Source organism: Weissella uvarum (assembly GCF_016908785.1).
In the GTDB taxonomy this organism is placed as follows: Bacteria; Bacillota; Bacilli; order Lactobacillales; family Lactobacillaceae; genus Weissella; species Weissella uvarum.
This window is the reverse complement of sequence record NZ_JAFBEO010000002.1, coordinates 129,079-148,104: the sequence shown is the minus strand read 5'-3', so window position 1 is coordinate 148,104 and position 19,026 is coordinate 129,079. Positions and strand designations below refer to the sequence as shown.

Here is a 19,026-nt window from a genome sequence, read left to right as displayed (position 1 = left end):
GAGAGGGATGGATATGACAGAAAAGCAGCGAAATCGCGTTTTGGGTATAACGATTGTTGGACTATTGTTAATCATGGCCCTGGGCAGCTATTATGTTCAAAATGTACATAGTCGACAGGTTGAACAGGTCCAATCTGATCGAAAGCAAAAAGCCCAACAAACTCGGCACACTCTAAACAAAGCTGGCATTAAAACTGATGGGGTATCAGATGCCCAACTTGCGCAAATTAGTAGTCGTGCTAAAGCAGAGAATCAATCGGTTGTGACGTACGTTCACAAAAATCCGAAGATGCTGAAGCATTAAAAACATTAATCGGGAGATATAGTTATGAAAATTATTGTGGCAGCACATAAGCCCTATCAGATGCCTAAGTCCGATATTTATCTACCCGTTTACGTTGGTAGTGCCTTAAAGGATGATATGCCAGCGGGCTATGTGGGCGATGATACTGGGCAAAATATATCGGAAATGAATCCTTATTATAATGAATTAACGGCGCTATATTGGGCTAAATATAATTTACAAGATGAGGATGTGTTGGGCTTGGCCCACTATCGGCGTTACTTAGGTCGTAAAAGCAGTCATGATTTAGCAGATGTTTTGTCTGAATCAGACATTAATAGCGCTTTAGCTGAGGTGGACGTGCTTTTACCAAAGCATCGCAATTATGTGATTGATAATCAACGTGATCATTATTTGAATGCGCATTTAAATGAACCTTTCTTTGTGCTGGAAAAAGTCATTGAGTTAGATTACCCAAGTTACTTACCAGCCTTTCGACGGATGGAAGCGTCAAGTAAAATTCATCTATATAATATGAGTATTATGAAGCAAGGGCATTTTCAATCATATACGGACTTCTTGTTTGGTGTATTAGAAAAGGTGCAAGCACAAATTCCGTACCAAGATTACCAAGGTCAGGATGCGCGCGTATTTGGATTCTTAGCAGAGCGTTTAAAGGACGTATGGCTTGAAACAAATCAATTGACTTATCGTGAGTTTCCATTAGTAACAACTGAGAAAACGAACTGGATTGATAAAGGAACGCAATTTTTAAAGCGTAAGTTCCTTAAAAATCAGCCGGCTAAAACACATTTTTAAAAAACATGGTGAAAAAACCATGTTTTTTTTGTGCACTTTTTCTGGAAAATCGGCATAAACGTTGATATACAGCCTTTTAGCAGTCTGCATATTTAAGTGCTAAAAGTGTTGACATTTGTCTTGGAGGCGTGTACTATAATAGATGTTAGCAGGAAATGGTAATGAGTGCTAATGAGAGAGGTGAAGTAAATGTTAACAGATAGGCAGAGATTAATTTTAGCGGCAATCGTCGTTGGCTATGCCAAGGCTGGTAAAGCGGTCGGTTCGAAAACATTGCTTCATGATTTGCAGTTGAGTGTTAGTTCTGCAACAATTCGCAATGAAATGGCTCAGTTAGAGAATCAAGGATTGTTGCAAAAGGAACACACTTCTTCTGGTCGGGTGCCATCGCAACGGGGTTATCGTTATTATGTTGATCAGTTAATGGATACTGATGAACATGATGAAGAGATTCAACAAGCGTTGCATCGTGTCTTTGCTAGAAATTTTCAACAAGTTGATGATTTGTTGCAACAATCGGTTGATGAATTAGTTAATTTAACTGGTTACACGGCAATCGCTTTGAAACCTGAAGCGATTGGGGCTCGCCTCTCGGGATTCCGACTGGTACCGCTTGATGGACAACAAATTCTTGCAATTGTTGTTACAAATGATGGCGAAGTTACAAGTCAAAGTTTTAGGCTTCCCGATGGAATGCAAGTTTCAGACTTGGATGGGATGGTCGCTTACATTAATAATACATTGGTTGATCATTTGGTCGTTGATGTATTGAAGACGTTGAGCGGCGATTTACCATTAACGATGGAACGTGTTATTCGGACACCGGCTGCATTCTTGCAATTGTTTGGAGATGTGTTGGCTCGTTCGATTAGCGAAAAGATTTTCATCGGAGGGCAGCTCAATCTCTTGGACTACACTGATGATTCAAGTTTGCAGGATATCAAAAAAGTTTTCGAGTTGATTCAATCACCAAAGGCTATGCGTCAAGCTATTGGTACTGCCAATGAAGGCGTGATGGTTCAGATTGGTGAAGAAAACATCAGCGACTTGTTAGATAACTATAGTTTGGTATCGGCGACGTATCATGTACCAAGTCATGGAGCAGGAGCAATCGCAATCTTAGGTCCAACACGGATGCCATATGCAAAAACAGTAGCGACGGTTGGCCAGTTTAGAGATGCGTTGGCTCAAAAATTAGTTGAATATTATTAATGAAAAGAGGTGTCAGGATGGCAGAGGATAAACAATCTACAGATGATGAAGCAGTTGTTGATAATCAAGAACAAGCAACATCACAGTCGACGGCAGATGCAACAGTAGAATTTGGTGCTGAAGCTAAGCCAGAAGCTGGAACAGAAGTTGAAAGTGACCAGACATCTGAAACTGATGCGACAATGGAATTTGGCGCAGAGGCAGAACCAGAATCTGATTCTTCAACCGATGCGGATGCTACAACACCGGGTGATGACAATCAAGCAAGTTCAGATGATGAAGTTGCTGATTTGAAACGAAAGTTAAACGATGCTGAAGAAAAGTTCTTGCGGTCACAAGCTGAAATGCAAAACATGCAAGCACGACTTGCTAATGAACAAGCTCAAGCTTTGAAGTACGCCAACCAAAAATTAGGTTTGGCAGTGTTGCCTGCTCTTGATAATTTGGAACGGGCGCTTCAAGTCCAAGCAGATGATGATGCTTCTGAGCAATTGCAAAAGGGTGTGCAAATGGTATTTAATACTTTGCAAAAAGCTCTTGAAGACAATGGCATCAAGGAAGTTGGCAAAGTTGGTGATGATTTTGATCCAAATTATGCTCAGGCAATCCAGTCTGTGCCAGCCGATGATGAGCATCCAGCTGATACAATCGCGGAAGTGATGCAAAAGGGCTATATGCTCGAAGATCGTGTCATTCGTCCAGCGATGGTCGCTGTCTATAATTAATTAGACTGATACCAGATTAAATTAATGAATTAAAAGAGAGGTAATTGAATTATGTCAAAGATTATTGGAATTGATTTAGGAACTACAAATTCAGCCGTTGCGGTTATGGAAGGTGACTCACCTAAGGTGATTACAAATCCAAACGGTGGACGGACAACTCCTTCTGTTGTTTCATTTAAGAATGGTGAGACGCAAGTAGGTGATACTGCAAAGCGTCAAGCAATCACTAACCCTAACACGGTTTCATCAATCAAGTCACACATGGGTGACGCCAACTATACAGTTGATATTGATGGTAAGAAATACAAGCCACAAGAAATCTCAGCAATGATTTTGCAATACTTGAAGGGTTACGCTGAAGACTACTTGGGCGAAAAGGTAACTGAAGCAGTTATTACTGTTCCTGCTTACTTTAACGACGCACAACGTCAAGCTACTAAGGATGCTGGTAAGATTGCTGGCCTTGATGTAAAGCGTATCATTAACGAACCTACGGCCGCTTCTTTGGCTTACGGTCTTGATGGTGATGACAAGGATGAAAAGATTTTGGTTTACGACTTAGGTGGTGGAACATTTGACGTTTCAATCCTTGAATTAGGTGATGGTGTCTTTGAAGTTTTGTCAACAAATGGTGATACTCATCTTGGTGGTGACGACTTTGACCAAAAGATCATTGACTGGTTAGCTGATGACTTTAAGAAGGAAAATGGCATTGACTTGCGTGATGACAAGTTAGCTCTACAACGTTTGAAGGATGCTGCTGAAACAGCAAAGAAGACGTTGTCACAAGCAACTGAAGCACAAATTGATTTGCCATTCATCACTGCTACCGATGATGGACCACTTCACATTCAAAAGACATTGACTCGTAGCCAATTCAACCAAATGACTTCAGACTTGGTTGAACGCGCTGAAGGTCCTGTTAAGAACGCTTTGAAGGATGCTGGATTGTCAATGAGTGATATTGATAAGGTTATCCTAAATGGTGGATCAACTCGTATCCCAGCTGTTCAAGAGTCTGTTAAGAAGATGACTGGTCAAGATCCTGATCATTCAATCAACCCTGACGAAGCTGTTGCTTTGGGTGCCGCAGTTCAAGCTGGTGTGCTAACTGGTGATGTTAAGGATGTTGTTTTGCTTGATGTTACGCCACTATCACTTGGTATTGAAACTATGGGTGGTGTCTTCACAAAGTTGATTGATCGCAACACGACAATTCCAACTTCAAAGTCACAAACATTCTCAACTGCTGCTGATAATCAACCAGCTGTTGATATCCATGTTCTACAAGGTGAACGTGCAATGGCTGCTGATAACAAGACATTGGGACAATTCCAATTGACTGATATTCCAGCCGCTCCACGTGGTGTACCACAAATCGAAGTGACATTTGACATCGACCGTAATGGTATTGTGTCAGTTTCAGCCAAGGATTTGGGTACTAACAAGGAACAAAAGATTACTATCCAAGATTCTGGATCATTGTCAGATGAAGATATCGAGCGTATGATGAACGATGCTAAGGCCAATGAAGAAGCCGACAAGAAGCGTAAGGAAGAAGCTGATTTGCGCAACGAAGTTGACCAATTGATCTTTAGCTCAGAAAAGACGCTTGAAGATGTTGCTGATAAGGTTAGCGATGATGAAAAGAAGCCAGTTCAAGATGCTGTTGAAGCTTTGAAGGCTGCTAAGGAATCAGATGATCTTGATGCAATGAAGGAAAAGAAGGAAGCTTTGGAGAAGGTTGCCCAAGAATTAGCAATGAAGTTGTATCAACAACAAGCTGATCAAGGACAAGCTGCCGATGGTTCTGCTTCAGATGACGGAACTGTTGATGGTGACTTCACTGACGAGTCTGACAAGTAATTTAAAATAGAGTAGAGTTTACGACACTTAAATCGTTACACAACATAGGGCGGCTTTTCGGCTGCCCTATGATACATAATAAATAAAAAAGGAGGGATGCTTCATGAACAACACTGAATATTATGATACGTTGGGCGTGTCGAAGGACGCATCTCAAGATGAAATTAAAAAGGCTTATCGTAAGTTATCAAAGAAATATCATCCTGATATTAACCACGAAGAAGGCGCCGAAGAAAAGTATAAGGCAATCCAGGAAGCATATGAAACATTAGGCGATGAAAAGAAGCGTCAAATGTATGATCAATATGGAAAAGCTGGAGCTGATGGTGGCTTCGGTGGTGGCCAAGGCTTCGGCGATTTTGGTGGATTTGGTGGCTTTGGCGGTGGCCAGGGTGCGCAATTCAGTGGCGACTTGAACGATTTGTTTGAGCAAATGTTCGGTGGTGGCTTCTCTTCTGATCCTAACCGTCCTCGCCAAGGACGTGATTTGCAATATCGGATGAATTTGTCATTTGAAGATGCAATCTTTGGTAAAGAAACGACAATTAAATATAATCGTCAAGGTGAAAACGGTGAGCAAGAGCATAAAGAGCTTAAGATTACCATTCCAGCTGGTGTTGAAGATGGACAACAAATGCGTTTGTCTGGACAAGGTGAAGCTGGTATCAATGGTGGCCCATACGGTGATTTGTATGTTGTCTTCTATGTTTCACCTTCAAAGTCAGGCTTTGAACGGGATGGCTCAACAATTTACTCACGAGTACCAATTGATTTTGCAACCGCTGCATTAGGTGGTGAGATCTCAGTTGAAACTGTTCATGGTAGTGTCCAATTGAAGATTCCGGCTGGAACACAAACTGAAACTAACTTCCGTTTGCGTGGCAAGGGTGCGCCAGTTATGCGTGGTAACGGAAATGGGGATCAAATTGTGACGGTCTATATTGATGTTCCTAAGAAGTTGAATAAAGAACAAAAGAAGGCATTGACTGCTTACCAAGAAACTATGGATGGTAATTCCGGTCATCATGGTTTCTTTAGTTAATTAAAAATAGCTTACACATTACGATGTGTAAGCTATTTTTTTGTTTATTTAAGGTTGCTTCGCTAGGATTGAGCATAAGGAAAAGATTATGCGAGTAAAAGACTTTAAATTGAGCGTGACAGGCATGTGTTTGACCAATCGACTATATGTACATATCGGTCCTGAGAAGCAGTCTGTTGCTCCGGTGGTGCAATTTGAGTTTGGTGAAGAGTATTTAGATTTATTAATCGTTTCGCAAGTGGCAGATGGATTAACTTTAGCTGATTTTCCGGATGTGGCAGATGATTTAATCTTGCGTGGTATTGATGAAAAGGGAAATTTATTTCCAATATATGGATACCGAGTCGTGGATGATCAGTTAATTTTAGGATAGAGGGATTCAGAATGAAAAAGAGCACGATGTATTTTGCTTTTTCCATGGCAGCCTTGATTTTGATTGGCTTGGGCTATGTTTGGATGGACCGGCCTGATTTAGTGCAATCGGACAATAAGACACCTAAACAGGGGAGTGATCAAAAGACGGAGCAACTCTACCAAGTGCCTAAATCTGATTTAAAATCAAAGCATTTTGTGCAAGATATTACACCAAATAAAGTTGGCGATTATACGGTCACCTCACAAGGTGTTCAAGTGAAACTTAAGCAAAAAGTGCAGTTAAATCAGACAATCAGTAGCGGCCCAGTAATATATCACATTAATGAAATTAGAGTGCTTGATAATTATGCTCGAACGGATAATGCTAAACGGGCTGCTCGACGTGCCATGGATTATCCAAAATTACCAAAACATTATACAACTGTTGAAGTGCACTATCAGTTGACTAATCATGCCCAACAGAAGCTGATTACGGATGGTATGGCGACATTATCATATCCGAAAGGCGATGTGATGACGTCACTTGGTGGCATGGTTAATGGTGCGCAATTGGCGAATGAAGGTGTTGAACCTGGAACGGCACAAAGCGGTTATGTAGTGGCGTACGTTCCTAAACGTGATGCTAAGCATTTAACAGCGATTAATCTTGAATTTGCCTCAACCTATAATGAGTCGGGTCAGCAAATTAGTGAAAAGACTAAAAAAATCAAAGTTAATCTGTAAAACAAGTGAAAGTCGCTTTGTGAAAATGTTAAAATGAATACTATGGCTAAAACCGCTTTAAGCGGTTTTTTTATGTTCGATACAAATGGAGGAATAAAACGATGCAACTTGAATTCTTGGGAACTGGCGCTGGTACGCCAGCGCGCTTTCGTAATGTAACCAGTGTTGCACTTCGTTTGCTGGATGAACTGAATTCAGTGTGGTTATTCGATGCGGGTGAAGGGACGCAAATCCAAATGCTTAGTTCAAGCATTCGACCTCGCAAAATAGATAAAATTTTCATTACACATTTACATGGTGATCATATTTTTGGCTTGCCTGGTTTGTTAGCGTCGCGTTCATTTCAAGGTGGAGAAGACAAATTAACGATTTATGGACCACGGGGCATTAAGCAATTTGTTGAAACAAGTTTGCGCGTTTCGCAAACTCATTTAACCTATCCATTGGAGTTTGTGGAATTAACTGACCAAGCGGGCGTTATTTATGAAGATAATCAAATGACAGTTACAGCGATGCCACTGGACCATAAAATCCTTTCTTTTGGTTACCGTGTTGATGAACATGACATGGTGGGCGAGTTACAAGTTGATAAACTGCAAGCACTCAACGTGCCGGCTGGTCCGTTATATGGTCAGCTTAAACGTGGGCATGATGTAACCTTAGATGATGGAACAGTTGTTAAGAGTTTAGATGTTATCGGTCCGGCTAAAAAAGGTCGTTCGGTAGTTGTTTTGGGAGATACGCGTAAGACTGATCAAACAATTGCTTTGGCTAAGGATGCCGATGTGTTAGTCCATGAAGCAACCTATGGTAAGGGAGAAGGCAAGCAAGCCCGTAATCATTACCACTCAACGAGTTTGCAAGCTGCCGAAATCGCTAAGCAGGCCAATGTTGGGCGACTTTTGCTAACGCATATTTCTGCACGATATGCTGGAAAATCAGCTAATAATTTGGCTTATCAAGCTCGTGATATTTTTGAAAACACGCGGGTTGTGAATGATTTTGATATTTATGATGTGCCTTTTGGCAAGCAAACGAATAGTCGCCCAATTAAATTAGATCAAGTAGATGCGGAGGAGTAACAGAAATGATTGAGGCAAAGTACGTCTGGCAAACTGAACAACCCCAGCCAGCGTTTACGCAAGAGCTGATTTCAGATTATGGGTTACCCAAACTGGTAGCACGCTACGTGACCCGGCAAGGTTACCAGCAACCAGATGAAATTGAACGATTTTTAAATCCAGACGTAGAACAGTTGCATGATCCATATCAGTTGCATGATCTGGAACAAGCGTTGGGACGAATTGGACTGGCGATTGAACAGCAAGAAAAGATTGTTGTTTATGGTGATTACGATGTTGATGGTATGACCAGTACCAGCATTATGGTCTCGGCCTTGGAAATTTTAGGAGCCAATGTGACTTACTTTGTGCCTAATCGCTTTGAACAAGGCTATGGCCCAAATCTGGAGAAATATCAAGAACTTCAAGCTGAAGGGATGCAGCTTTTGATTACGGTTGATAATGGGGTGACTGGTAAAGAACCGATTGCTTGGCTTAAGAGTCAGGGCATTGACACAATTGTGACGGACCATCATGAGCTGCCAGCGGAACTACCAGATGCATATGCAATTGTTCATCCACGCTTGCCAGTTGAGGAACCAAGTTATCCATTCGGTGATTTATCAGGAGCAGGCGTGGCTTTTAAAGTTGCGTCGGCCTTGCTAGATGCGCCGGCTGATGAGTTGCTTGATTTAGCTGCCCTAGGGACGGTTGCGGACGTTATGCCATTAACGGATGAAAATCGTGTCATCGTTGCGGGCGGTCTAGCAACAATGCGAGAGGATCCACGACCCGGTATTTTGGCTCTGCTGGGTCAAGCAGGACAAAATTACACTGAATTAGATGCCAATAGTATTGGCTTTACGATTGGACCACGTTTAAATGCTGTTGGACGCCTTGCGGATCCTGCCTTAGGGGTGCAACTATTATTAGCTGAAGATCCAGCCGAAGCTGAAACTTTGGCTGAACAAGTGGAGCAATTGAATCAACAGCGGCAAAAAATGGTTGATAGCATTACCGAACAAGCTTTGCAAGCGGTCGACCCAGCTCATGCTGTTAATGTAGTCATGGGGACCGGGTGGCACGAAGGTGTATTAGGTATTGTTGCTAGTCGTTTAGTTGATGCTACGGGTAAGCCTAGTATTGTATTATCGGAAAATGAGGGAACTGCAAAAGGTTCGGCTCGGTCAGTGGATGGGTTTGACTTGTTTACGCCATTAGATGCAAAACGTGAAATGTTTAAGGCTTTTGGCGGACATGCGAGTGCAGCTGGGATGACTTTGCCGGTGGACCAAGTTCCTGAATTGCAAAAGACGTTAGATCAGGCGGCGGTGGATCAAGATTTAGCCAATCAAGCTAAGCCAGCGTTAATGGTATTAGATACAGTTGATGCGGCTGATTTTAAGCGCGATACGTTTGAAACGATGCAGGTATTAGCACCGTTTGGAAATGGCAATCCTGAACCTAACTTTAAAGTGAATGTTACGCGAGTCAAACAGGTTAAGACGATGTCAAATGGTAAGCATATTCGTTTTACTGCTGAAACGGATCATGGTGATTTACCAGTGGTTGGTTTTGGTTTTGGTGCTTTAGCCGAACAATTGCAAGGCCATTTTCAAACAATCGAGTTAGTCGGTACGATGAGCGAAAATGTTTATCGAGGCATGACGACATATCAACTAATGCTGAAAGATTTAGCCGCCAATGGTTCATCAATAATGGATTGGCGTACCAGTAAGTTGACCAATACGGTTTTGCAACAAAATGCGGATTATGTGTTCTTTAACCGTAAGTTGTATGAGCAATTAGCGCCACAAGTTGGAGCAAAAGGGCGAGCTATCTTTATTGATGATGCCTTCAACTATACGCAATTGCGGACAATGGCTTTAGTTGATTTACCGGACTCGTTAGAACAATTATCAGATTTGTTAAAGTTTGTACCTGCCCAGGCAATTGCGCCAATCTTTTATACAAAGCAGTCAATGTATCTCTTGAAAGTACCTGATAAAAGTGATTTTGCAAAAGTTTTTCGTTTTGTGCAGAGTTTTCAGAACGTTGATCTTTCAGGCCAGTTCCGCCAAGTGGCCCAACATTTAGAGATGGAGCCAGCTTTATTGAATTTGATATTTAAGGTGTTTTTAGAGGCGGAGTTTGTTACAATAGAAAATGGTTTCTTAAATCCGGTTCCTAATCCTAACAAGGTTGTGTTAACCGAAACGAAACCTTACAAAGCGTTTATGGCGCGTCGTGAACTGGAAAAGCAATTAATTTATAGTTCTACTGCAGAACTAGAGGCGTTGCTTTCAGATTTAAGCAAGCAGGAGAATTAAAGTAAATGTTAGATTTACATGATTATATTGAATCAATTCCCGATTTCCCTGAGCCAGGGATTATTTTCCGGGATATTACACCACTACTATCTGATGGGGCCGCTTATCATCAAGCAACGCAACAAATTGCGCAGTATGCACGGGAGCGTGGTGTAAATGTGATTGTTGGTCCAGAGTCGCGTGGCTTTTTGGTCGGCGCTCCAGTCGCTGATGAACTTGGTGTTGGACTAGTACCAGCTCGTAAGCCTGGTAAATTACCACGTGAAGTGGTTAGTGAAAGCTACTCATTGGAATATGGGACTGCAAGCCTTGAAATGCATACAGATGCAATCAAGCCCGGTGATAAGGTGTTGATTACTGATGATCTTTTGGCGACTGGTGGTACTATTGAAGCCACAATTAAGTTGGTCGAAGCTCTTGGCGGAGAAGTGGTTGGGTTAGCATTCTTTATTGAGTTAGCCGAGCTTAAAGGCCGTGATCGCTTAGAAGGTTACGATATTTTAGCCTTGCTTGAATATTAATTTATTAAAAATAAAAGAGCCTCCTCACTTAGATGAGGGGGCTCTTTTTATTGGATATGGCTACGGAATAGACTCACAACTTTCCCTAATATATGCACTTCGCCTAGTACGACCGGCTTCATCTGTGCATTTTCAGGTTCAAGGCGATAGTGGTCAGCTTCATGAAAGAAACGATAGACTTGTTTAGAGGCGTCTGGTAGGTCGGTAACGATGATATCACCATTGTTTGCTTGTGTTTGGCGATGCACAATCAACACATCGTCAGGATAAATGCCAATATTAATCATGGTTTCATTGCTTTGGTGAATCATGAATAAATCATTATGATCTGTGATTAATTGTTCAGGAAATGGTAAAAAATCGAGTTCGTCAGCATTGGGTTCATCGATATCACTGTTTTCAGCCAAGACGGGGACGTAATTGACGGGGTTGGCGGTATTAATTGCCGCAATGCCACGCGAGGTCAATTTTAAAGCGCGCGATTTGGTTTGTTGTCGGGTCAAATAGCCCTTTTTAATGAGGCGATTGATATAACCATGCACAGTGGCGCTGGAAGATAAACCGACGTGTTCGCCGATTTCACGAATTGTTGGTGCGTAACCTTGGTTTTGTTGTTGTTCATAAATAAAGCGTAAAATTGCATTTTGTTTACTAGCCATATGACGGTTCCTCTTGTTTATTTGATATATATTTTAGGTAAAATAATATGAATTGACAATTAATTCTGTGGCAGACATGGTAAAATAGAGAGAAACAAATTAGAAATTTGCGGAGGTGACATAATGAGTGAAGATGTAAAGCATGATGAAGATGCAATTGATCCTAAGGATATTGAAGCGGTAACAGATGAAACGCTGGAACATGATCCTTCTGAAGCAGAGAACGAACAAAACCCTGCCAATGAGCACATGGAAGCGGTCCGCACTCGGATTAACGAATTAGCAGCCAAGGCTAAGACTGATGAAGGCTTGACTGAAGAAGAAACGAAGGAACGTGCTGAGTTGCGTGAAGAATTCTTAGAAAACTTCCGTAATTCATTCCGCTCACAAATTGAAATGTTACAAGTCTATGATGACGATGGTAACGAAGTAACTCCAGAAAAGGTTAAGCAAATCCAACGTGATAAGGGATTACGTGACGATTAAGCTAGTCAAATGGTGCTAATTCTGTTAGCATTAATTGAGAATAAATTTATTGGAGTATGTCATGAGTACAGGAATTTGGATTTTAATTGTTGTTATTGCAGCCATCCTTGGTGCTGTTGCTGGTTTCTTTATCGCTCGTAAGACAATGGAGAACTACTTGAAGAAGAACCCACCAATCAGTGAAGAAATGATGCGTTCAATGATGACATCAATGGGACAAAAGCCTTCACAAAAGAAGTTGAATCAAATGATGCAACAAATGAAGGCTCAATCAAATAAGAAGTAATAAAAAAGCTAGCCGATGGGGCTAGCTTTTTTATTACTTACTTTTTACTTTTTGGCTTTAGGGTCAACGTAGACATAATTTGGATCAATTTCATCATCTAAATCATCAAAAGCTTGTAAAAGTTGTTGGTCAATTTTAGCAGTGTTTTCGTCATTCAATTTCATCTTGCGATCAATTTGAATTGGTTCTCCAACGGCTAGGTGCACTTGACCACGCTTGAAAGGATTAAGGAAGTCACCTAAAGTTACGGGGCCTTGGTAAACCATCGGAACTAATGGCTTGCCTGAAGTTTTGGCGATAACGACAGACCCACCTTTTAACTTTTGCGTGTGGCGAGAACCTGAAGGGAACATAATCAAACTTAAATCAGTTTTCTTCAAAATATCAACTGGCTTTTTGATTGCTGAGATGCCTGGGTTTTGACGATCAACGGGGAAGGCATTGCCATGTTCAAGGAGCCAGCGTAAAATAGGATTTTTGAATAATTCTTTTTTAGCCATGAAGGCAAAACGCTTTGGCCAAGCCATCGTGGCAAAATAAAACATATCCCACAAGGCCCGGTGAGGACCAACGATAATATAATTGCCTTCTTTTGGTAATTTTTCTTTACCGATGACATGGTAGCGTCCGTTAAATAGCCATAAAATAAAGGTAACAAAGTAACGGCCTAAGAAATAAAACATAAGATAACCTCCTAGAATAATAACAGCCTATTATCCCACACAGAGACAACCTTAGCAAATGAAGGAAGAATGGAGAAAAGATATGGAACATACGCAACTGAAACCTGGTGAGCGCTTAGACATGCTTTATTCTGATAAAGTACATATTATTCAAAGCAAAGATGTGTTTTCCTTTTCTTTGGATGCAGTTTTATTGGCTAATTTTGCTAACCCGCGTAAACAAGGCCGTGGCTTAACGGTCGACCTTGGCACTGGCAATGGAGCCATTCCATTATTTATGGCTCATAAAGTGCAAGGTAAAATCTTGGGAGTCGAAATTCAACCACAGTTAGCAGATATGGCTAAACGGTCAGTGGCGTTGAATGGGTTGAATGATCAAATTGACATTTTAAATGCAGATATGCGGGATATTTTTGACACGGTGCGTCCTGGTAGTGCAGATACGGTGGTCTCGAATCCACCCTATTTTGCCGTTGATTCAGAAAAAACGGTTATAAAAGAGGATGAGCATTATGCTATTGCGCGTCATGAAATCAAAGCTGACTTAGCTTTAGTGACGAAAACAGCAAATAAATTATTGAAGAATAAAGCCCATTTCTTTATGGTCCACCGTCCTGATCGTTTATTTGAAATTGTAGACGCTTTGCGTGCAGCACATTTAAGCCCCAAAAAGATGCAGTTTGTCTATCCAAAACCAGGGACTGAGGCTAATATTGTGCTAATTGATGCAATTAAAGATGGGGATGGAACGGGGGCACGGATTTTGCCACCAATTATTACGCATAATCCGGATGGTACATATCGTCAAGAAATTTTAGATATTTATGAAGGCAAAAATCAAGATGAATAAAATTTACTATGTGTATGTCTTATTGACGGCAGATGGCTATTTTTATACAGGTTATACTGACGATGTGGGAAAACGTCTGGCAACACACAATGCCGGTAAAGGGGCTAAGTTTACCCGTCCTAAAAGTCGTCGACCGCTACGCTTGTTACACGCTGAGGCCTACGAAACGAAAGGTGAGGCGTTAAAAGCAGAAGCAGCTTTTAAAAAATTAACCCGAGCCCAAAAAGAAGCATATTTACATGCACACGATGTTCATGATTTTTAACTTGCACTTGTGGACAATGTTTAGTAAAATTGTAAATTGTTCGTGATGAACAAAAAATACGCACTAATTTCAATAGTTTGGCAGGTGCCCCATTCGGGTCGTCGGATTACAGGCGAGATTAGGTGGAAAAACATTTGGAGGAAGATACTCATGGCAGTTATCTCAATGAAGCAATTGCTTGAAGCTGGTGTACATTTTGGACACCAAACACGTCGCTGGAACCCTAAGATGAAGGAATATATCTTTACTGAACGTAATGGTATTTACATCATCGATTTGCAAAAGACAGTTAAGTTGGTTGATAAGGCTTACAACTTTATGCGTGATGAAGCTGCAAACGGTGCTGTTGTTTTGTTCGTTGGAACAAAGAAGCAAGCACAAGATGCTATTGCTGAAGAAGCAACACGTGCAAACCAATACTACGTTAACCACCGTTGGTTGGGTGGAACTTTGACTAACTGGGAAACAATCCAAAAGCGTGTTGCACGTTTGAAGGAATTGCGCGCAATGTCAGAAGATGGTACTTTTGATGTTTTGCCAAAGAAGGAAGTTTCATTGTTGATCAAGCAACGTGAAAAGTTGGAGAAGTTCTTGGGTGGTATCGCTGATATGCCTAAGATTCCTGACGTAATGTACATTGTTGATCCACATAAGGAACAATTGGCTGTTGAAGAAGCACACAAGTTGAACATTCCTATCGTGGCTATGGTCGACACAAATGCTGATCCTGACCAAATCGATGTTATCATCCCTTCTAACGATGACGCTATTCGTGCCGTTCGTTTGATTACTGCAAAGATGGCTGATGCCGTTATTGAAGGTAACCAAGGTGAAGATTCAGTTGAAGAAGAAATGACTTCTGTTAATGCTGATGAAGGTGATCGCGTAGATTCAATCGAAGATTTGACTGAAATTGTTGAAGGCAACAAGGAAGTTTAATCTACTAAAAACTACAAGCTTTGGCTTGTAGTTTTTTTGTGTCAAAAAATCGTGGGTTTTATGACTAATCTAACGGAATTGCTAGAAATTTATAGTGATTTCAGTTATACTGAATTAGATAAAATTATGCATTTATTAAGGAGAACACAACATGGCAATTAAAGCTGCTCAAGTTAAAGAATTACGTGAAATGACTGGTGTCGGAATGATGGACGCCAAGAAGGCCTTAGTTGAAACTGAAGGTGACATGGAAAAGGCTGTTGATGCCTTGCGTGAAAAGGGAATGGCCAAGGCTGCTAAGAAAGCTGATGCCGTTGCTGCTGAAGGTATGACATATGTTGCTGAAGAAGGCGACAAGGCTGCTATCATCGAATTGAACTCACAAACTGATTTCGTGGCTGGAAACAAAGAATTTAACGATTTGTTGCATACTGTTGCACAAACAATCGTTGAAAAGGAACCAGCTGATGTTGAAGAAGCTTTGAACTTGGATGTTGATGGTCAAACAATGAATGAATTGATCATCCACACAACTCAAGTGACTGGTGAAAAGATTACTTTGCGTCGCTTTAAGATCCTAAAGAAGGGTGCTAACCAAGTGATGGCATCATACTCACACATGGGTGGACGTATCTCTGCTGTTGTTGTTTTGGAAGGTGCTGATGAAGCAACTGCCAAGGACGTTGCTATGCACGTTGCAGCCATCAACCCTAAGTATCTTGCCAGCCAAGACGTTCCTGCTGACGTATTAGCACATGAAAAGGAAGTCTTGATGAATGCTGAAGACCTTGAAGGTAAGCCAGAAAACATCAAGGAAAAGATGGTTGAAGGACGTTTGCACAAGTACCTAGCTGAAATTTCATTGAATGACCAACCATTCGTTAAGGGTGATGGTAAGGAAACTGTTGAAGCTTACGTTGCTGCTAAGGGTGGTAAGGTAGTTGACTTCGTCCGTTACGAAGTTGGTGAAGGTATGGAAAAGGCTGAAAACGACTTTGCCGCTGAAGTTGCAGCACAAATGGGCTAAGCCTAAACGAAGAATCGAGATAAATCATGTCAAATGTTAAATACAAGCGAATTCTATTAAAGTTGTCTGGGGAAGCCTTGGCAGGTGAGCGTGGTTTTGGAATTGATCCTGAAACCGTCACGCGGGTTGCGTCTGAAATTAAGGACGTATATGAACTAGGCATCGAAATCGCGATTGTTGTCGGAGGTGGCAACTTATGGCGTGGTGAAGCAGGCGCACAAATGGGGATGGAACGAGCTCAAGCTGATTACGTTGGCATGCTTGGAACGACTATGAATGCACTTGCCTTGCAGGATGCATTAGAAACTGCTAATGTACCAACTCGGGTTCAAACGGCCATTGAAATGCGGCAAGTCGCCGAACCATATGTCCGTCGTAAGGCTGTCCGTCATCTTGAAAAGGGTCGGGTTGTTATTTTTGGAGCTGGAACTGGCTCACCATATTTCTCAACCGATACGACTGCAGCTTTGCGTGCAGCCGAGATTAATGCCGAAGCCATCTTGATGGCAAAGAACGGTGTTGATGGCGTTTATTCAGACGATCCACGGACAAATCCTGATGCAAAGATGTTTGAATCATTGACCCATGAAGATATTTTAGAAAAAGATCTTAAGGTTATGGACTCAACTGCTTCAACCTTGGCAAGAGATAATGATATTAACTTAGTTATTTTCAACATGAACACCCAAGGCAATATTAAGCGAGTTGTTGAAGGTGACAATGTTGGAACAACAGTGGAGGCAAAGCATTAATGGCGAACAAAATTGTTGAGCAAGCAAATGAAAAGATGGAAAAAGCCACAGATTCATTACAACGTGAATTAAGCGAAATTCGCGCTGGTGTGGCTAATCCTTCAATTTTGCGAGGCGTAAATGTTGAATATTATGGCGCAGAAACGCCATTGAACCAAATCGCATCAATTACTGTGCCTGAAGCACGAGTATTGTTGATTACACCTTTTGATAAGTCAGCTTTAAAGAATATTGAACAAGCAATTTTCTCAGCTGATCTTGGCTTAACACCAGCTAATGACGGTTCTGTCATTCGTTTGGTAATCCCTGCTTTAACAGAAGAAAGTCGTAAAGACTTAGCTAAAGAAGTTAAGGGAGTTGCTGAGAAGTCTAAGGTTGCGGTGCGTTCAGCTCGGCGTGATGCTATGGATGCCGTTAAGAAGGCTTTGAAAGATAGTGAAATTTCAGAAGATGAAGCACATCAATTAGAAGATGACATCCAAAAGGCGACTGACCTTGGCGTTAAGCGCGTGGACGAGATTTCAGCCGAAAAGGAAAAAGAATTGTTAACAATTTAATTTTCAAGCACATGGCCCAAAAGGGCGATGTGCTTTTTTTATGTATTCTTTAATATGATTGTGGTAGAATATTCCTATTATGTTCATAAAGTAAAGTGAATGATAAGAAATTGAAATGAGGATTTAATCATGGCAAACGAGTATCAATCAAGATCTGAACGTCGAAAGCATGAAGAGGACATGCAACGACGGGCGGATGAGAATGGTGAGAAAGCCAAAAATACACGTGAAGAGATTAGTTCAAAAGGTCCTAAACACTCAAAAGCGCCGAAAGAACCGAAACAAAAGAAACGTCGTCCTTGGCGTTGGTTATGGTTAGTACTAATCGCCTTAATTATTGTCCTCGTATGTGCTGCCGGAGCATTATATGCCAAGTCGAAGAATGCTGCTGATAATTCATATAAGCCGGCTAAAATTCAAAAAGCACGTGATGTTGACAAAATTTTGAAAGAGGGTAAGCCTTTCTCAGTTTTGTTGCTTGGAACAGACACAGGTGAATTGGGACGTGATTATAAGGGACGGACTGATTCAATGATGTTGGTAACGGTTAATCCAAAGGAAAAGAAGACAACGATTATGTCAATTCCTCGTGATACATTGGTTGCCATTCCTGGCTTTGAGAATCAGTTCCCAAGTAAGATTAATGGGGCTTATGAAGACGGTTCGGCTGCTACAACAATTCAAACCGTTCAAAATTGGTTAAATGTACCAATTGATTTCTATGCCCTCGTGAATATGGGTGGTCTTGAAAAGGTTGTTAATCAAGTTGGTGGGATTCAAGTGAAGTCACCGCTAACATTTAGTTTTAACCCGGATACAGCTCATGCTGATCCAGGAAACCTTTACGACTTTACCAAGGGATCATCGACATACTCACACACTGGTAAAGATGGTCAAAAGAAGACGTATGACACAATGGATGGAAAGGCTGCGCTCGCTTTCTCAAGAATGCGTTATGCTGATCCAAACGGTGATTACGGTCGTCAAGAGCGTCAACGCTTAGTGATGCAAGGTATCTTGGATAAGATTAAAAAGGATCCAACTAAGGTGCTTTCAAGTAACTTTATTGAAGAGATTGGAAAGTCTACGCAAACTGATATGAAGTTTAGCCAAGTTATGAAAATTGGTATGAAGTATCTTGGTGCAACGCAAGAAATCAAATCAGACCATATCCAAGGAAATAGTTATTCACTATCTTCTGGATCAACTGAAGTTGTTTATCGTGGTGAACAACAACGTGCCACCGATGTTTTGCGTAAGTCACTTGATTTACCAAAGAAGGAAACAGGTAATTTGTATTCAGGAAATATTTCTGATGCTGATATCCAAAGTGCCGGTGTACCAACATTGACGGAGTCAATGCAGTTGTCAACTGGACAAGATTCAACAGATGTTGCAGCGCAAACTGCTGATACAAATACTGGTGAAGTTGTTGGTCAAAATACGAATTGAACGCTAGGCAATTAGGGTAAAAGAGCGTGAACCAAATTTGGTTCACGTTCTTTTTCGTATATACCAATTTGAAAACAGGTCCTGGCAACAAAGCTTTTCAATGTTTGTTCTAT

Annotated in this window: 22 protein-coding genes; 20 read left to right on the top strand and 2 right to left on the bottom strand. The window is 41.2% G+C overall.

Annotated features, from left to right (window positions below):
• Window positions 1-13: 13 nt before the first annotated feature.
• The 11 genes from JOC36_RS03260 to JOC36_RS03210 all read left to right on the top strand — a co-directional run bounded on the left by JOC36_RS03260 (window position 14) and on the right by JOC36_RS03210 (window position 10,957).
• A complete protein-coding gene (locus tag JOC36_RS03260) occupies window positions 14-304 on the top strand; it encodes a hypothetical protein (RefSeq protein WP_205145073.1) in 291 nt (96 codons plus the stop codon).
• Between the two features lie 24 nt (window positions 305-328).
• The gene (locus tag JOC36_RS03255; RefSeq protein ID WP_205145072.1) at window positions 329-1,102 is read left to right on the top strand and encodes a DUF4422 domain-containing protein; all 774 of its coding nucleotides are present in this window, start codon (window positions 329-331) and stop codon (window positions 1,100-1,102) included.
• A 189-nt stretch (window positions 1,103-1,291) separates the two neighbouring features.
• Complete coding sequence (gene hrcA, locus JOC36_RS03250) at window positions 1,292-2,314, top strand: heat-inducible transcriptional repressor HrcA (protein ID WP_205145071.1); 1,023 nt, start codon at window positions 1,292-1,294, stop codon at window positions 2,312-2,314.
• 17 nt (window positions 2,315-2,331) lie between these two features.
• A complete protein-coding gene (grpE, locus tag JOC36_RS03245) occupies window positions 2,332-3,039 on the top strand; it encodes a nucleotide exchange factor GrpE (RefSeq protein WP_205145070.1) in 708 nt (235 codons plus the stop codon).
• Between the two features lie 51 nt (window positions 3,040-3,090).
• Window positions 3,091-4,905, top strand: coding sequence for a molecular chaperone DnaK (gene dnaK, locus JOC36_RS03240; RefSeq protein ID WP_205145069.1), 1,815 nt, complete (start codon window positions 3,091-3,093; stop codon window positions 4,903-4,905).
• Window positions 4,906-5,008: 103 nt separating this feature from the next.
• Window positions 5,009-5,947, top strand: a complete 939-nt coding sequence (locus tag JOC36_RS03235; RefSeq protein WP_205145068.1) for a DnaJ C-terminal domain-containing protein — start codon at window positions 5,009-5,011, stop codon at window positions 5,945-5,947.
• 88 nt (window positions 5,948-6,035) lie between these two features.
• Window positions 6,036-6,320: a hypothetical protein gene (locus tag JOC36_RS03230; RefSeq protein ID WP_205145067.1), complete on the top strand. Its 285-nt coding sequence runs from the start codon at window positions 6,036-6,038 to the stop codon at window positions 6,318-6,320.
• An 11-nt stretch (window positions 6,321-6,331) separates the two neighbouring features.
• Complete coding sequence (locus tag JOC36_RS03225; RefSeq protein WP_205145066.1) at window positions 6,332-7,045, top strand: hypothetical protein; 714 nt, start codon at window positions 6,332-6,334, stop codon at window positions 7,043-7,045.
• A 101-nt stretch (window positions 7,046-7,146) separates the two neighbouring features.
• On the top strand, window positions 7,147-8,127 hold the full coding sequence (rnz, locus tag JOC36_RS03220; protein ID WP_205145065.1) for a ribonuclease Z: 981 nt from the start codon (window positions 7,147-7,149) through the stop codon (window positions 8,125-8,127).
• Between the two features lie 5 nt (window positions 8,128-8,132).
• Window positions 8,133-10,436 (top strand): single-stranded-DNA-specific exonuclease RecJ, encoded by a 2,304-nt coding sequence (gene recJ / locus JOC36_RS03215; protein WP_205145064.1) that lies wholly within the window; start codon window positions 8,133-8,135, stop codon window positions 10,434-10,436.
• Window positions 10,437-10,441: 5 nt separating this feature from the next.
• A complete protein-coding gene (locus JOC36_RS03210; RefSeq protein ID WP_205145063.1) occupies window positions 10,442-10,957 on the top strand; it encodes an adenine phosphoribosyltransferase in 516 nt (171 codons plus the stop codon).
• A 47-nt stretch (window positions 10,958-11,004) separates the two neighbouring features.
• On the opposite strand, the gene lexA is transcribed toward JOC36_RS03210, so the two are convergent.
• Window positions 11,005-11,616 carry a transcriptional repressor LexA gene (gene lexA / locus JOC36_RS03205; RefSeq protein ID WP_205145062.1) on the bottom strand — a complete coding sequence of 204 codons (612 nt, stop codon included), beginning with the start codon at window positions 11,614-11,616 and terminating at the stop codon, window positions 11,005-11,007.
• Between the two features lie 249 nt (window positions 11,617-11,865).
• Between lexA and JOC36_RS03200 the strand changes: the two genes are divergently transcribed.
• Both JOC36_RS03200 and JOC36_RS03195 read left to right on the top strand, forming a co-directional pair.
• Window positions 11,866-12,102 (top strand): DUF896 domain-containing protein, encoded by a 237-nt coding sequence (locus JOC36_RS03200; RefSeq protein ID WP_205145283.1) that lies wholly within the window; start codon window positions 11,866-11,868, stop codon window positions 12,100-12,102.
• A 61-nt stretch (window positions 12,103-12,163) separates the two neighbouring features.
• Window positions 12,164-12,388, top strand: coding sequence for a YneF family protein (locus JOC36_RS03195; RefSeq protein WP_205145061.1), 225 nt, complete (start codon window positions 12,164-12,166; stop codon window positions 12,386-12,388).
• Window positions 12,389-12,432: 44 nt separating this feature from the next.
• Here JOC36_RS03195 and JOC36_RS03190 read toward each other — a convergent pair whose 3' ends face one another.
• Window positions 12,433-13,071: a lysophospholipid acyltransferase family protein gene (locus tag JOC36_RS03190; RefSeq protein WP_205145060.1), complete on the bottom strand. Its 639-nt coding sequence runs from the start codon at window positions 13,069-13,071 to the stop codon at window positions 12,433-12,435.
• Between the two features lie 82 nt (window positions 13,072-13,153).
• On the opposite strand from JOC36_RS03190, the gene JOC36_RS03185 reads away from it, so the two are divergent.
• From JOC36_RS03185 to JOC36_RS03155, 7 genes are all read left to right on the top strand, one after another.
• Window positions 13,154-13,921, top strand: a complete 768-nt coding sequence (locus JOC36_RS03185) for a tRNA1(Val) (adenine(37)-N6)-methyltransferase (RefSeq protein WP_205145059.1) — start codon at window positions 13,154-13,156, stop codon at window positions 13,919-13,921.
• Window positions 13,914-14,186 (top strand): GIY-YIG nuclease family protein, encoded by a 273-nt coding sequence (locus tag JOC36_RS03180; protein ID WP_205145282.1) that lies wholly within the window; start codon window positions 13,914-13,916, stop codon window positions 14,184-14,186. The genes JOC36_RS03185 and JOC36_RS03180 overlap by 8 nt, the downstream gene beginning before the upstream one ends.
• 150 nt (window positions 14,187-14,336) lie before the next feature.
• A complete protein-coding gene (gene rpsB, locus JOC36_RS03175; RefSeq protein ID WP_205145058.1) occupies window positions 14,337-15,125 on the top strand; it encodes a 30S ribosomal protein S2 in 789 nt (262 codons plus the stop codon).
• Between the two features lie 151 nt (window positions 15,126-15,276).
• Window positions 15,277-16,152, top strand: coding sequence for a translation elongation factor Ts (gene tsf, locus JOC36_RS03170; protein ID WP_205145057.1), 876 nt, complete (start codon window positions 15,277-15,279; stop codon window positions 16,150-16,152).
• 26 nt (window positions 16,153-16,178) lie between these two features.
• Entirely contained in the window at window positions 16,179-16,904 is a 726-nt protein-coding gene (gene pyrH / locus JOC36_RS03165) for a UMP kinase (RefSeq protein WP_205145056.1), read from the top strand.
• A complete protein-coding gene (gene frr, locus JOC36_RS03160; RefSeq protein WP_205145055.1) occupies window positions 16,904-17,461 on the top strand; it encodes a ribosome recycling factor in 558 nt (185 codons plus the stop codon). Before pyrH ends, frr begins: the two co-directional genes overlap by 1 nt.
• 129 nt (window positions 17,462-17,590) lie before the next feature.
• Complete coding sequence (locus JOC36_RS03155) at window positions 17,591-18,913, top strand: LCP family protein (protein WP_239517519.1); 1,323 nt, start codon at window positions 17,591-17,593, stop codon at window positions 18,911-18,913.
• Window positions 18,914-19,026: the final 113 nt, after the last annotated feature.

Bases quoted from the DNA above. Each gene is read 5' to 3' on its own strand.
- pyrH (WP_205145056.1), top strand. From the start codon at position 16,179: ATGTCAAATGTTAAATACAAGCGAATTCTATTAAAGTTGTCTGGGGAA.
- hrcA (WP_205145071.1), top strand. From the start codon at position 1,292: ATGTTAACAGATAGGCAGAGATTAATTTTAGCGGCAATCGTCGTTGGC.
- JOC36_RS03210 (WP_205145063.1), top strand. From the start codon at position 10,442: ATGTTAGATTTACATGATTATATTGAATCAATTCCCGATTTCCCTGAG.
- tsf (WP_205145057.1), top strand. From the start codon at position 15,277: ATGGCAATTAAAGCTGCTCAAGTTAAAGAATTACGTGAAATGACTGGT.
- JOC36_RS03260 (WP_205145073.1), top strand. From the start codon at position 14: ATGACAGAAAAGCAGCGAAATCGCGTTTTGGGTATAACGATTGTTGGA.
- JOC36_RS03155 (WP_239517519.1), top strand. From the start codon at position 17,591: ATGGCAAACGAGTATCAATCAAGATCTGAACGTCGAAAGCATGAAGAG.
- JOC36_RS03200 (WP_205145283.1), top strand. From the start codon at position 11,866: ATGGAAGCGGTCCGCACTCGGATTAACGAATTAGCAGCCAAGGCTAAG.
- JOC36_RS03185 (WP_205145059.1), top strand. From the start codon at position 13,154: ATGGAACATACGCAACTGAAACCTGGTGAGCGCTTAGACATGCTTTAT.
- lexA (WP_205145062.1), bottom strand. From the start codon at position 11,616: ATGGCTAGTAAACAAAATGCAATTTTACGCTTTATTTATGAACAACAA.
- rpsB (WP_205145058.1), top strand. From the start codon at position 14,337: ATGGCAGTTATCTCAATGAAGCAATTGCTTGAAGCTGGTGTACATTTT.
- JOC36_RS03180 (WP_205145282.1), top strand. From the start codon at position 13,914: ATGAATAAAATTTACTATGTGTATGTCTTATTGACGGCAGATGGCTAT.
- frr (WP_205145055.1), top strand. From the start codon at position 16,904: ATGGCGAACAAAATTGTTGAGCAAGCAAATGAAAAGATGGAAAAAGCC.
- JOC36_RS03225 (WP_205145066.1), top strand. From the start codon at position 6,332: ATGAAAAAGAGCACGATGTATTTTGCTTTTTCCATGGCAGCCTTGATT.
- JOC36_RS03195 (WP_205145061.1), top strand. From the start codon at position 12,164: ATGAGTACAGGAATTTGGATTTTAATTGTTGTTATTGCAGCCATCCTT.
- recJ (WP_205145064.1), top strand. From the start codon at position 8,133: ATGATTGAGGCAAAGTACGTCTGGCAAACTGAACAACCCCAGCCAGCG.
- JOC36_RS03235 (WP_205145068.1), top strand. From the start codon at position 5,009: ATGAACAACACTGAATATTATGATACGTTGGGCGTGTCGAAGGACGCA.
- rnz (WP_205145065.1), top strand. From the start codon at position 7,147: ATGCAACTTGAATTCTTGGGAACTGGCGCTGGTACGCCAGCGCGCTTT.
- dnaK (WP_205145069.1), top strand. From the start codon at position 3,091: ATGTCAAAGATTATTGGAATTGATTTAGGAACTACAAATTCAGCCGTT.
- JOC36_RS03255 (WP_205145072.1), top strand. From the start codon at position 329: ATGAAAATTATTGTGGCAGCACATAAGCCCTATCAGATGCCTAAGTCC.
- JOC36_RS03190 (WP_205145060.1), bottom strand. From the start codon at position 13,071: ATGTTTTATTTCTTAGGCCGTTACTTTGTTACCTTTATTTTATGGCTA.
- grpE (WP_205145070.1), top strand. From the start codon at position 2,332: ATGGCAGAGGATAAACAATCTACAGATGATGAAGCAGTTGTTGATAAT.
- JOC36_RS03230 (WP_205145067.1), top strand. From the start codon at position 6,036: ATGCGAGTAAAAGACTTTAAATTGAGCGTGACAGGCATGTGTTTGACC.